This window comes from Polynucleobacter asymbioticus QLW-P1DMWA-1, from assembly GCF_000016345.1.
In the GTDB taxonomy this organism is placed as follows: Bacteria; Pseudomonadota; Gammaproteobacteria; order Burkholderiales; family Burkholderiaceae; genus Polynucleobacter; species Polynucleobacter asymbioticus.
This window is the reverse complement of the sequence record NC_009379.1, coordinates 166,750-180,404: the sequence shown is the minus strand read 5'-3', so window position 1 is coordinate 180,404 and position 13,655 is coordinate 166,750. Positions and strand designations below refer to the sequence as shown.

Genomic DNA, 13,655 nt, shown 5'->3' with positions numbered 1-13,655 from the left:
ATGGGCTTGTGATTGTCTACGAATACCCCTTCAATGAATTAGTTCGAAGCATGCTTCGACTGGAGTATTTATTCGCCCGTTTCAATCACTTTATTCGCTCAGATGATCCTGAGTTACATCACAACGCAATCTCCACGTTATTTGATCTAGGAGATATTGGGGCACGTGGCGATATTAAGTCTCTCCTACTGAAAGAATTTGAGCGCCAGAAATATGCATTAAATGGTCTTAAATCCTCACAAAAGGTAGACCAAGAAGCATTGGGTCAAACTTTAGCTGAAATTGATTTGGTCGCAAGCAAAATAAACCAATCTTCTGGAAGGCCAAACCAAATCATTACTGAAAGTGAATGGCTCAATGCCATTCGTACTCGCCTTAATATTCCAGGCGGCACAAGCCCGATTGATTTGCCGAGCTATCACGCATGGAAAAATAGCCCTTCTTCTGAGCGTCGTCAATTACTTGAAAATTTTGTCAGTCCTTTGCTGCCTTGGCAGGATGCATGCCAATTATTTTTGCGTTTATTGCGTCAGTCTGGAGAAGCAAAAGATGTTGTTGCTCATAGCGGCGCTTTCCAACAAGCGCCTTCTGGAAAAGTCTATCAACTGATGCGCATCGCCGTTGAAGATGACACTCTTTATTCTGAAATTAGCGCCAATAAATATTTGCTTTCTGTACGTTTCTTGCAATCCGATCGCGATCGAAAAGCTCAACCAGTTACCAAAGATGTGTCATTTAAACTGACACTCTGCCAGTTCTAGGCCAATAAGGCTCGAAGCCTTTCCAGCATTGGCCAGGCGGCAGGTAAAAGCGGAGAAACACTCGGTTTTTCAGCGCCAAGGAGTTCCCAAGATAATGTCTGGCCCTCACACCCCTTAGGGATGCCTGACCACTCGCGAATGACGCTCACATGTAAGCGTACATAAGCATGCGGGTAGTCATGCTCCAATACGGTTAATTCTTCGCTTGAATGAATATTGATACCAAGCTCTTCCTGAAGTTCACGTCGAAGGGCCTCAAAAACAGATTCTCCAGCTTCAATTTTTCCACCAGGCACTTCCCAATATCCAGCATACGGTTTTCCTTCAGGTCTTTGACCTAAAAGATAGCGGCCAGATTGATCTAGCAATATTCCTGCAGCCACTTCAGTTACTGGACGATTTTCGTGATTCATCGGATCAATTTAGGCGCGTGAACCAGCCCAGTGTTTTGCAAATTGCCATGCAACACGACCCGAACGAGACCCGCGTTCTAATGCCCACACCAATGCTTCAGGTCGGGCCTCTTCGATTTGCTGAGCACTCAAACCAAAATGTTCTAACCAATGGGCAACAATTGCTAAATACTCATCTTGCTTAGGGGGATAAAAGGAGAGCCATAAACCAAAACGCTCAGATAAAGAAATCTTCTCCTCCACTACCTCACCCGGATGAATCTCACCATCATCGCCATGCACATAACCTTCGTTATCTTTCATGTACTCGGGCAATAGATGGCGACGATTAGAGGTGGCATAAATCAAAATATTGTCTACTTGGGCAGAAACTGAACCATCCAAAGCCGATTTCATGGCTTTATAGCCTGATTCCCCGTCCTCAAAAGAGAGATCATCGCAAAAGATAATGAATCGCTCAGGGCGATCAGCCAATAGCTCAGTAATATCCGCTAAATCTGCAAGATGCTCTTTTTCCACTTCAACCAGACGCAAGCCTTGGCTGGCAAATTCATGCAAACTGGCTTTAATTAGAGATGATTTACCCGTACCGCGAGCACCCGTCAAAAGGATGTTATTCGCCGGTTTTTGTAGAATGAAATTTTTTGTATTGTCGCGAATAGCATCGCGCTGCCGGTCGATATTTTGCAAATCTTCGAAAGTAATATCGGAAACGTGCTTTACAGGTTGCAGAAAACCGATGCTCCCAAAAATACTATCTCGACGACGCCATCTAAAAGCAACCGAAGATTTCCACTGATCGTCGCTTAGAGGTTTAGGTAAAAAGGTTTCCAGATGCTCCAGCAAACGGTCTAATTTCTCATTCATATTATTAATTTCTTTTAAGAGCGATAGTCGGCATTAATTGAAACGTAGTCATGAGATAGATCACAAGTCCACATTGTTTGGCTTGCAGTACCACGTCCTAAATCAATCTTGACAGTGATTTCTGGGGCCTGCATTACCCTTTGACCATCAGCCTCTTGATAGCTTGGATTGCGGCCACCATCTTTAGCAACCCAAACATCTCCCAACCACATCTGAACATGATTCACATCCAAATCAGTGATACCAGCATAACCAATGGCCGCTAAGATACGACCCAAGTTAGGATCGCTTGCAAAAAAAGCCGTCTTAACCAAAGGAGAGTGGGCTACAGCCTTAGCAACTAAACGACATTCTTCGGCCGTTTTACCGCCCACTACTTCAATCGTCATGAATTTTGTAGCGCCTTCGCCATCACGCACAATCATTTGCGCTAGCTTTCGGGCCAAGCCAACTAAAGCATCTCGCACGATGGCATAAGCAGGATCAGAAATGGATTGAATTTGAACTGATGATTGGCCAGTCGCCATGATGATAAAAGAATCATTAGTAGACGTATCACCATCAATTGTGATGGCATTGAATGACAAGTCAGCAACATCACGCGTCAGATCGCCCAGCAGACCAGGCGCAAATCCAGCATCGGTTGCGATAAAGCCAAGCATGGTTGCCATATTAGGATGAATCATGCCGGCACCCTTACAGATACCCGTAAGTACAACTGAACCGGCAGGGGTTTGAATCGTGACCGAGCTTGCCTTGGGTTGTGTATCGGTAGTCATGATGGCTTCAGCAGCATCTAACCACTGATCGTCACCTAAATTGGCTACTGCGGCTGGCAAGGCAGCAATAATTTTTTCAATTGGCAGGGGCTCCAAAATCACGCCAGTTGAGAACGGCAATATCTGCGCAGGATTGATACCAAGATCCTTAGCTAATGCCGCACAGGTCTCTAGGGCATGTTTCATGCCCTGCTCGCCGGTTCCCGCATTAGCATTTCCGGTATTGACTACTAAGGCCCGAATTTCTCCGTGACGACCCTCTTGCGCCAAATGCTCGCGGCAGACTTGCACCGGGGCAGCGCAGAAACGATTGAGTGTGAATACGCCAGCAACCTGAGAGCCAGGCGCCAATCTCATCACTAGCAAATCTTTGCGGTCAGCTTTCTTAATGCCAGCTTTAGCAATGCCCATCTCAAAACCTTTGACAGGCTTGAGTTCGGATTTTTGGGGGAGAGGTAAATTAACTGTCATAGTCTGATAATTGTAGATGAGCCCTAAAAACAAAGCGCGCCAATGAGAGGCGCGCTTTTTCTTACTTCACTTCGTGTTTTACGCTTTTATTGGTAATTCCCGTATCCGCTTACCAGTAGCTGCCGCAATGGCATTAGCCAATGCCGGCGCCACCAAAGGTACGCCAACCTCGCCCAACCCACCTGGTTTTTCCTGGCTGGGGATGAGATGCACCTCAACAATCGGAACTTGATTTTGACGCAAGCTAGGATAGTTATTGAAATTGTTTTGCTGAATACGTCCATTTTCAATAGTGATCTCATTAGCTAAAGCAGCACTAAGTCCATAAATCACACCACCAGTCAGTTGAGCCCGGGCTTGGTCTGGGTGCACAGCAATACCGCAATCGGAAACAAAAGTGACCTTCTTTACCTTTGTGCTGCTAGCAGTAGGATCCAATTCAATTACACATGCGGAGTAGGTGTCATAGCATTCCATCTGGGCTACGCCAAAACGCTTGCTGCTGGCAGAATAGCCTGACTTTTTAACAGCCAATTCCAAAGCTGCCTTTGCTCGTGGATGCTTATCAAGAGACGCTAAGCGAAACGCTACAGGGTCCTTACCCGCAGCTTTTGCTGCTTCATCAACAAAACTCTCGATAGCAAATGCATTTAGCGCGTTACTCACAGAACGCCAATAACCTACCCGAACACCAGTATCTGTAATGACGTTAGTAATCTCCATATTTGGAATTTCATAGGTAACGTTGTTTGAGCCCTCCACCATAAAGGGGTCAAAGCCATCTTTTACAAAACCCGGGAATGCGCGAGCAGTGACAGATTGCGAAACCATCTTGGCTTTCATGGTCTCTAGTTGTCCATTTGCCCCTAATACGCCCTCCACTTTATGAATACTCATTGGACGGTAGAAGTCATGAGTAATGTCATCCTCTTTAGTCCACAGCATTTTCACGGGCATCCCAGCCGCCTTAGAAATCTCAGCGGCCTGACGTATAAAGTCCAGCTCGAGCTTACGCCCAAATCCACCACCCAAGAAGGTAGTTTCAATCGTGACGTCCTCAGGCTTAACACCTGCAGCTGCCGCAGCAACCGCTTCACCACCCTGTTGAAATTGGATGGGTCCAATAATTCTGCACTTGCCATTAGATACATCTGCAGAGCAATTGACTGGCTCCATCGTAGAGTGGGCCAGGTAAGGTAAAAAGTACTGTGCACTAACCGTTTTACCATTGGCTACGGTAGCATTAATATCGCCCACTGTTTTGATAACGGCACCTTTTTTAGATAAACCCTCTTCCAAAGATTTCCTAACAACAGCATTGCTGAGAGTGGCATTTGCACCCTCATTCCAAGTAATTTGAAGCGCGTCTCGCCCTTTACGTGCCGTATAGAAATCTTTAGCCAATACAGCAACGCCATCAGAAATCTGTACAACTTTAATAACGCCAGAAACTTTAAGTGCAGCAGATGCATCATAGGATGTCGGCGTTCCACCAATTACAGGGCACTGCGCCAACGAGGCAATTGCCATGCCTGGAATCTTGACATCGATTCCGTAAACAGCTTTACCTGCCACCTTGATTGGCGTATCCAAGCGACGCATGGATTCTTTACCAATCACCATAAAGTTAGCAGGAGACTTCAGCGCAGGCTTCTCGGGAAGCGGTAACTTAGCGGCATCGGCAGCTAACTCCCCATATGTCGCAGACTTGCCGGAGGAATGAGTAACCTTGCCATTCATTGCCTTACAGTCAGATGCAGCCACATTCCAACGTTGTGCTGCCGCCTCAACCAACACTGAACGTGTGGCTGCGCCTGCAGTTCTCAACTTATCAAATGCTTCACGCACAGAAGTTGAACCACCAGTAATTTGACCGCCCAATAAGGCATTGATATAAACCGGGGCAACACCTGCAATCTCGACTTGAATCATCGAGAGAGGCAAATTCAATTCTTCTGCCAAAAGGGCAGGCATGGAAGTGTAGACGTCTTGCCCCATCTCTGAGCGAGCGCAGATAAGGGTAATTTGATTGCTTGGAGTAATACGAATCCAGGCATTAGCTAAAGCTGGTTGCTGACCAGCGCTGGTTGCAGCTTCACTAGAGAGCGGTAGGTACATCCCAACTACAAAAGCGCCTGCTGCAGTCGCGGTTTGCTGAATAAATTGGCGGCGGCTTTGATTTTTTAAAGAATGATTTTTCATATATTTTCCCTTTACGCCAACTTGTCAGCAGCACGTTTTACTGCTTTTTCAATGCGGGAATAAGTTCCACAGCGACAAATATTGCCGCTCATGGCATTTTTAATCTCATCGCTACTGGGTTGTTTTTTCTTGGCTAATAAATCAGCGGCAGACATCATTTGACCTGTCTGGCAATAGCCGCATTGGGGCACATCAAACTCAATCCAAGCATCTTGAATGGCTTTACCCATCTTTTCTGCCAAACCCTCAAGGGATGTCACTGCTTTACCCGCAGCCGCAGAAATTGGAATCGAACAGGAGCGAATTGCAGCGCCCTCTAGGTGAACAGTACAAGCACCGCAGAGGCCAGCACCACATCCATACTTTGGGCTAGTGACATCTAGGTGATCGCGTAAGACCCACAAGATAGGAGTTTCAGGATCTCCCTCAAAATTGACGGCTTTACCATTGAGAGTAAAAGAAATGGCCATAGAGCCTCCTTCATGAAATGAAAAATAAATGCTAGATTAGTAACTTAGGTACTCACAGATCATGACAGATCTAGCGAATTCTTGCTGAAAAGTGGGACTAGGGTTTCTCCCAAGTAAAAAGGCCCAGATAAATCTGAGCCCTTTTAATCACTAGTTAGTAGCGGGAGATTTAACTCAATGCTCCGCAGCAATTTTTGTATTTCTTACCGCTGCCACAACTGCAAGGATCATTACGGCCAATCTTTGGACCAGAACGAACTGGGGCTGGCTGAATATCAAGAGCCGCACCACGATCACCAGTTGAGCCAGCAACTTCCATATCTGGATCAGCATGTTGATATTGAACATCGGAGAGTTTTGCCAAGTCTTCATTCATGGACTCTGCTGCTTGATCTAACTCGCTAGCACTCCGAATCTCTACCGTCATGATGTTCTTCACCACATCATTTTTAATCACGTTCAGCAATTCACCATAAAGCTCGAATGCCTCACGACGATACTCCTGCTTAGGATCCTTTTGTGCATATCCACGCAAATGAATACCTTGACGCAAATGATCTAAAGCGGCCAAATGTTCGCGCCAATGAGTATCTACGCTGTAGAGCAGTACTGAGCGCTCAAAGCCAGCAAATGATTGGCGACCCGAAAGATCGACCTTCGCATCATAGGATTCTTTGGCCGCCTCAAGTACGCGATCGACGATCTCAACATCATCAACACTATCAGAACCTTCAACCCACTTCTGTAGATCGACCTTAAGGCCCCACTCGCTAGCCAAGGCATGTTCAAGTCCAGCCAAATCCCACTGCTCCTCCATTGACTCCAAAGGAACATAAATTGAGCAAATAGTACGCAATACATCTTCACGTAAGTTGGCAATCAATTCGCCAATATCAGCACTTTCAAGCACTTCATTTCTTAAGCGATAGGTTTCTTTGCGTTGATCGTTTGCTACGTCGTCATACTCTAATAATTGTTTGCGAATATCAAAGTTACGACCTTCGACTTTACGCTGGGCAGATTCAATTGAGCGTGTAACCATGCCTGCTTCGATTGGTTCGCCATCTGGCATCTTCAAGCGTTCCATCACTGCGCGCAAGCGATCACCAGCAAAAATGCGCAGAAGTGGATCATCCAAGGAAAGATAGAAGCGTGATGAACCTGGGTCACCCTGACGACCAGAGCGGCCTCTTAACTGGTTATCAATACGACGGCTTTCATGGCGCTCTGTGCCGATGATATGTAAACCACCAGCGGTCAACACTTGATCATGAATACTTTGCCACTCATCCTGCAGGCTCTTAATCTTTGCAGCTTTTTCTAAGTCACTCAGAGCCTCGTCGACTTGAATTAAAGAAGATTGCTTACCAACATTACCGCCAAGTACGATGTCAGTTCCACGACCAGCCATATTGGTAGCGATCGTAATCATTTTTGGACGGCCAGCTTGAGCAATAATTTCAGCTTCGCGAGCATGCTGTTTGGCGTTCAACACTTGGTGAGGAAGCTTGCGCTTATCCAACAAACCAGCAATTAATTCAGAATTTTCAATCGATGTAGTACCAACCAGCACAGGCTGCCCACGTTGATAACAGTCTTCAATATCCTTAATTACGGCATCGTAGCGCTCACGTGAAGACTTGTAAATTTGGTCTTGCTTGTCTTTTCTTTGGCTAATCCGATTGGGCGGAATAACTACGGTTTCAAGGTTATAAATTTCCTTGAACTCATATGCCTCAGTATCGGCGGTACCAGTCATGCCAGCCAGCTTTCCATACATGCGGAAATAATTCTGGAAAGTAATCGTCGCTAGAGTCTGATTCTCATTCTGAATCGCAACCCCTTCTTTTGCCTCTACTGCCTGATGCAATCCATCTGACCAACGACGTCCTTGCATCAAACGGCCTGTGAATTCATCAACAATGATGACTTCACCGTTTTGAACGACATATTGTTGATCACGGTGATAGAGGGTATGTGCACGTAAGGCTGCATAAACGTGATGCATCAAAGTAATATTTTGTGGTGCGTATAGTGAAGCGCCATCATCTAATGCGCCCAACTGCACTAAAACTTCTTCAGCCTTATCGTGGCCACGCTCAGTAAGGTAAACCTGCTGAGATTTTTCATCCACCCAATAGTCACCAGGCTTTTCAACACCGGTGCCATCAGACTTCTCTTCACCAATTTGAAGCTCTAGATGAGAAGGCAGAGCATTTATTTTGATGTAGAGATCAGTGTGATCATCGGCTTGGCCGGAAATAATTAATGGGGTACGAGCCTCATCGATCAAGATGGAATCCACCTCATCCACGATGGCATAAGCTAAGCCTCGTTGAACGCGTTGCTCCAAGTCCTGGACCATATTATCGCGTAGGTAATCAAACCCAAACTCATTATTGGTACCGTAGGTAATGTCAGCGGCATAAGCCTCTTTCTTGGTGGTGTGATCCATCTGTGACAGATTCACTCCAACTTTCATACCCAAGAAGTTGTACAAGGTAGACATCCACTCGGCATCACGTTGCGCCAAATAATCATTGACCGTAACAACGTGCACACCTTTGCCGGTCAGTGCATTTAAATATACGGGTAAGGTTGCCGTTAAGGTTTTACCTTCTCCAGTCCCCATCTCCGCAATCTTGCCTTGATGTAAGGCCAAGCCACCCATCAACTGAGCATCAAAATGGCGCATCTTCATCACGCGCACACTGGCCTCGCGCACAACTGCGAATGCCTCAGGCGCGATGCTATCCAAAGACTCGCCAGAAGCTAAGCGAGACTTGAATTCGTCGGTTTTAGCGGCGAGCGCGGCATCATCCAAAGTTTGCAGGTTTGCTTCAAAAGTGCCAACCTTAGCAACTACTTTGCGATACTGTTTTAAGAGGCGGTCGTTTCGACTGCCGACCAGGGTTTTAAGAAGACCGATTACCATGGGATATTGAAGAAAATTAAGTCCTTGAGTTTATCACCCGTCACCCTTTTTTTATGAACTTTGCAGCCAAACCATCCCGCAAGCAAACAGCCCATGAGTGGGTTGATTACCTGCGTGAATCTGATGGGCTTGGGGGTATTTTGGCCAAAACTGAAGATCTCGCTAGACTTCGCTCAATTCTTGGGCTCGCCTTAGCCAAAACGGGTCTTGACCACCTGCTCCCCAAAATCGAGGCTGGATGGCGCTCTGGAGGGCAAAATGAGCTCTTTTTATTGGTGGGTAGCGCGAGTATTGCCAGCCGGCTTCAGCAAACTTTACCTAGCATAATCAAAGAGTTAGATGGACTTGGCCTTCAATGTAGCGCCATCAAAGTGCGTGTAAAACCAGCTCCGCCGTCTTGGGAGGTCAAATCTCGAGCCCAAGACCAGAAGAACCAAAAACCGCAGGGATTTAATGAGGTTGCCAAAAAGTCATGGAAAGACTTGCTGGACAAACTTTCCCCTGACTCTGAACTCTATAAGACTGTTCAAAAACTACTTCAAAGCAAATAGAAATAAATCTTAAAAAGGTTTTTAGAAGAAAAGTGGCTGATTTTCTTGGGAATAGGCTGCCGGCGCCTTATTTTCAGCAAATGAGCTGATTTCATAAGTACTTGGATCATCCAGCAATTTACGCAATAGAGCGTTATTTAGAGCATGGCCAGATTTTTCTGCAATATAAGCACCCACAATAGGATGGCCAATTAAATATAGATCGCCAATTGCATCAAGAATTTTATGGCGAACAAATTCATCTTCATAACGAAGTTCTTCGTTATTGAGAATGCGATGCTCATCGAGCACAATTGCGTTATCCAAACTACCGCCTCGCGCTAAACCCATTTCTCTCAGCGCCTCGACTTCATGCGCGAAACCAAATGTTCTAGCTCGACCAATTTCACTACGATAAGCGTGTTCTGCAAAATCTACGATAAATCGTTGCCCAGTTTTATCAACCGCAGGATGCTTGAAGTCAATCGTGAAGTCCAACTTGAAACCAAAAAAAGGTTCTAGACGCGCAAGCTTATCGCCTTCGCGTACTTCAACTGCTTTCTTAATGACAACAAACTGACGTGGGGCTTCTTGTTCGGCGATGCCAGCAGACTCAATTAAAAATAAGAAAGAAGCCGCACTTCCATCCATGATGGGCACTTCTTCACCATCAAGCTCAATCAGAAGATTATCTAAACCCAAACCAGCGCAAGCAGAAAGCAAATGCTCGACTGTAGAAACACGAACACCATCTTTTTGTATCACTGATGCAAGGCGTGTATCGCATACAGCTAAGGCTGTTGCAGGCACCACAGACTGCTCTGGCGTATCGATACGCACAAATTGCACCCCTGAATTGATAGGCGCAGGCTTGATCACGATCGTCACCTTCCGGCCAGAATGCAAGCCAATACCAACAGTCTTGACTGGTGCGGCGATCGTACGTTGCTTCATCATCTGGCGGTATCTATATTCAGGGGAAGGTTAATTAAAGCTTTTTCAAGATAGAAGCAGCGTCACTAACCTCAAACTTACCTGGCGCTTCACGATCTAGGGTCTTGATGACACCATCTTCAACAATCATGGCATAGCGATCAGAGCGAACACCCAAACCACGGGCTACTAAATCCAACTCAAGACCCATCTTTTTAGTGAACTCACAACTACCATCGCCTAACATGCGAATTTTTTTACCTACTTTTTGATCTCGGCCCCATGCACCCATTACAAACGGGTCATTTACCGAAATACACCAGATCTCATCTACACCCTTGGCCTTAATCTCATCGTAGTGCTCAACATATCCTGGGACATGTTTTGCAGAGCAAGTAGGCGTGAAGGCGCCAGGTAAAGCAAAGATCACAATCTTTTTACCAGCAGCCAGTTTCTCAACTTCAAAAGCATTTGGGCCTAAGGCACAGCCCTCAGTTTCTTCATTTAAAAATTCATAAAGAGTGGCACTCGGTAATTTTTGTCCAACAGAAATCATGATGTCTCCAATAAGTAATTGTTAGGAAGCATGCCAACGCAAGCGCGGGATTCGTCGTCCGGAGGGGCGCCGCGCTGGCATTTTGCAATCACCTATTGTATTAAGCAGTTAATTAATCCGCTTGTTTACGCAAAAAGGCTGGGATTTCATAGTAATCAGCCCCTTTATCCAACAAGGTCTTTGCCTGAGGGGAGCTATCCGCACCTAAAGTAGGAGCAGGAGTCGCCTCACGAGAGCTGCGAAACACTCGTGGCAAATCATATTGGCTATAGTCAACTCCGCTAGCTGCTGGTTGCGCTGCCATCGCAGGCGTAGCTCCCGATCCAGTCAAAGCCATACCAGCGCTTGTACCTAAAGCGGAATCTAAATTTACTTTACTCATCGCAGCAGATGCGCTGGCAGGAGCAAAGCTATTGAGATCAGCCATTGTTGGCATAGCGTCATGAGTACCAGTTGCCTGTCTCCAAACTACCTCAGGCTGATGACTCTGACGTGCTTGAGGATTATTCAATCCAGTAGCAACTACTGTCACACGCAATGCATCACCTAAGCTATCGTCATAAACAGTACCGAAGATCACAGTTGCATCATCGGCAGCATAACCACGAATCGCAGCCATCACTTCGCGAGTTTCTGACAACTTCAATGAACGGCTAGCAGTGATATTGACTAAAACGCCACGAGCTCCAGATAAATCAACACCTTCAAGCAATGGTGAAGCAACTGCAGCTTCAGCAGCTAAACGTGCGCGATCCATTCCAGAAACAGTTGCTGTACCCATCATGGCTTTACCTTGCTCGCCCATGACTGTTTTAACGTCTTCAAAGTCAACGTTGATCAAACCTTGAACATTAATGATTTCTGCAATTCCTGATACTGCGTTATGCAATACATCATCTGCACAAGCAAATGCCTTATCAAATTCAGCATCTTCACCCATCACTTCAAAGAGCTTTTCATTGAGAACCACAATCAATGAATCTACATAAGACTCAAGCTCAGCAGCTCCATTTTCTGCAACTTTCAAACGCTTCACGCCTTCGAAATCAAATGGCTTGCTGATAACGCCCACAGTCAAAATGCCCATTTCTTTTGCCACTTGAGCAACTACTGGGGCAGCACCTGTTCCCGTACCACCACCCATACCGGCAGTGATAAACACCATGTGAGCACCCTGCAATGAATCAGCAATACGAGCACGCGCTTCTTCCGCTGAAGCTGCACCGATTTCTGGTTTTGCGCCAGCGCCTAATCCGCTAGAACCCAGTTGCAAATTCACAGATGCTTCTGAACGCTGTAAAGCGCCAGCATCGGTGTTCATGCAAATGAACTCTACGCCATTGACTCCGCGACGGATCATATGTTGTACGGCATTACCACCAGCACCACCCACACCAACTACTTTAATAATGGTTTTGCCAGCGGTTTCTTGATCTAACATTTCAAATTCCATATACCCTCCTAGGTAAAAAACTTACTACATTGACGACGACGAAAAAACTTAAAAATTTCCTGCAAACCATTCCTTCATGCGCGAGATAACACCCTGCAATGCGCCTGACTGAGATACTCGGCGACCACGCAATAACTGTGCCTGGCCCTCCATTAACAAACCGATACTGGTAGCAAATCGCGGGCTACGCAAAACTTCATGTAAATGTCCACGGTATTCAGGCACACCAATCCGGGCAGGCCTTAAGAAGACTTGTTCTGCCAACTCCACCATGCCCGGCATTAAAGAAGTGCCGCCAGTCAGCACGATTCCAGAAGAGACCATGTCTTCGTATCCTGAATCACGAACAACCCCTCTAACTAAAGTAAACAGCTCTTCTACACGTGGCTCAATCACTGCAGCTAGCGCTTGTTTAGACATTGGACGTGGCTCACGATCACCCACACCCGGCACATCAATCATGGTTGTTGGATCAGCCATTTCCTGACGCGCAATACCATGTGCAATCTTTAAATCTTCTGCATCAATGGTTGGGGTGCGCAATGCCATAGCAATGTCATTGGTAACTTGATCGCCCGCAATTGGAATCACTGCGGTGTGGCGAATAGATCCCTGGCAATAAATTGCGATATCTGTAGTACCACCACCAATATCTACCAGAACAACACCTAGTTCTTTTTCATCATCAGTCAATACTGCCAAGCTAGAAGCCAGCGGTTGCAAAATAAGATCATTCACCTCTAGTCCACAGCGACGTACACACTTCACAATATTTTGCGCAGCACTGACAGCTCCCGTGACAATATGCACCTTTACCTCTAAGCGCAAACCACTCATACCAATAGGCTCACGCACATCTTCTTGCCCGTCGATGATGAATTCTTGAACCAAGATATGCAGAATTTGTTGGTCAGTTGGAATATTGATGGCTTTAGCAGTTTCAAGTACGCGCTCTACATCCCCAGCGCTGACTTCTTTATCACGAATAGCGACCATTCCGCTCGAGTTAAAGCTCACAATGTGATTACCAGCAATGCCAGTAAAGACTTGCATAATCTGGCGATCTGCCATGATTTCAGCTTCTTCTAGCGCCTTCTGAATCGATTGAACAGTTGCTTCAATATTGACTACAACACCCTTCTTCAAACCCTTAGATGCGGTTTGACCAACGCCCACCACATTAAATTGGCCATCAGGAGCCAATTCGGCAACCAAGGCAACGACCTTAGAGGTTCCAATATCTAAACCGACCAATAGGTCACGATTGTCTTTACTCATTACCATT

At 46.1% G+C, this 13,655-nt stretch carries 12 protein-coding genes; 2 read left to right on the top strand and 10 right to left on the bottom strand.

Annotation, left to right across the window (positions count from 1 at the left end):
• Nucleotides 1–8 precede the first annotated feature (8 nt).
• On the top strand, nt 9–761 hold the full coding sequence (gene zapD, locus PNUC_RS00980) for a cell division protein ZapD (protein ID WP_011902028.1): 753 nt from the start codon (nt 9–11) through the stop codon (nt 759–761).
• Here the strand turns inward: zapD and PNUC_RS00975 are convergent.
• The 6 genes from PNUC_RS00975 to secA form a co-directional block, all read right to left on the bottom strand.
• Nucleotides 758–1,174 (bottom strand): NUDIX domain-containing protein, encoded by a 417-nt coding sequence (locus tag PNUC_RS00975; RefSeq protein WP_011902027.1) that lies wholly within the window; start codon nt 1,172–1,174, stop codon nt 758–760. The genes zapD and PNUC_RS00975 overlap by 4 nt on opposite strands.
• 9 nt (nt 1,175–1,183) lie before the next feature.
• Nucleotides 1,184–2,041 (bottom strand): ATP-binding protein, encoded by an 858-nt coding sequence (locus tag PNUC_RS00970; RefSeq protein WP_011902026.1) that lies wholly within the window; start codon nt 2,039–2,041, stop codon nt 1,184–1,186.
• A gap of 14 nt (nt 2,042–2,055) precedes the next feature.
• Nucleotides 2,056–3,291 carry a bifunctional glutamate N-acetyltransferase/amino-acid acetyltransferase ArgJ gene (gene argJ, locus PNUC_RS00965; RefSeq protein WP_011902025.1) on the bottom strand — a complete coding sequence of 412 codons (1,236 nt, stop codon included), beginning with the start codon at nt 3,289–3,291 and terminating at the stop codon, nt 2,056–2,058.
• A gap of 78 nt (nt 3,292–3,369) precedes the next feature.
• Nucleotides 3,370–5,493 (bottom strand): xanthine dehydrogenase family protein molybdopterin-binding subunit, encoded by a 2,124-nt coding sequence (locus tag PNUC_RS00960; RefSeq protein WP_011902024.1) that lies wholly within the window; start codon nt 5,491–5,493, stop codon nt 3,370–3,372.
• Between the two features lie 11 nt (nt 5,494–5,504).
• Nucleotides 5,505–5,963 (bottom strand): (2Fe-2S)-binding protein, encoded by a 459-nt coding sequence (locus PNUC_RS00955; RefSeq protein WP_011902023.1) that lies wholly within the window; start codon nt 5,961–5,963, stop codon nt 5,505–5,507.
• A 169-nt stretch (nt 5,964–6,132) separates the two neighbouring features.
• Entirely contained in the window at nt 6,133–8,898 is a 2,766-nt protein-coding gene (gene secA / locus PNUC_RS00950) for a preprotein translocase subunit SecA (RefSeq protein ID WP_011902022.1), read from the bottom strand.
• A gap of 53 nt (nt 8,899–8,951) precedes the next feature.
• Between secA and PNUC_RS00945 the strand changes: the two genes are divergently transcribed.
• Nucleotides 8,952–9,449 carry a hypothetical protein gene (locus PNUC_RS00945; protein ID WP_011902021.1) on the top strand — a complete coding sequence of 166 codons (498 nt, stop codon included), beginning with the start codon at nt 8,952–8,954 and terminating at the stop codon, nt 9,447–9,449.
• A 21-nt stretch (nt 9,450–9,470) separates the two neighbouring features.
• On the opposite strand, the gene lpxC is transcribed toward PNUC_RS00945, so the two are convergent.
• The 4 genes from lpxC to ftsA all read right to left on the bottom strand — a co-directional run bounded on the left by lpxC (nt 9,471) and on the right by ftsA (nt 13,648).
• The gene (gene lpxC / locus PNUC_RS00940) at nt 9,471–10,385 is read right to left on the bottom strand and encodes a UDP-3-O-acyl-N-acetylglucosamine deacetylase (protein ID WP_011902020.1); all 915 of its coding nucleotides are present in this window, start codon (nt 10,383–10,385) and stop codon (nt 9,471–9,473) included.
• A gap of 31 nt (nt 10,386–10,416) precedes the next feature.
• A complete protein-coding gene (locus PNUC_RS00935) occupies nt 10,417–10,917 on the bottom strand; it encodes a peroxiredoxin (protein WP_011902019.1) in 501 nt (166 codons plus the stop codon).
• 112 nt (nt 10,918–11,029) lie between these two features.
• Nucleotides 11,030–12,370 (bottom strand): cell division protein FtsZ, encoded by a 1,341-nt coding sequence (ftsZ, locus tag PNUC_RS00930; RefSeq protein ID WP_011902018.1) that lies wholly within the window; start codon nt 12,368–12,370, stop codon nt 11,030–11,032.
• A 48-nt stretch (nt 12,371–12,418) separates the two neighbouring features.
• Nucleotides 12,419–13,648, bottom strand: coding sequence for a cell division protein FtsA (gene ftsA / locus PNUC_RS00925; protein WP_011902017.1), 1,230 nt, complete (start codon nt 13,646–13,648; stop codon nt 12,419–12,421).
• Nucleotides 13,649–13,655: the final 7 nt, after the last annotated feature.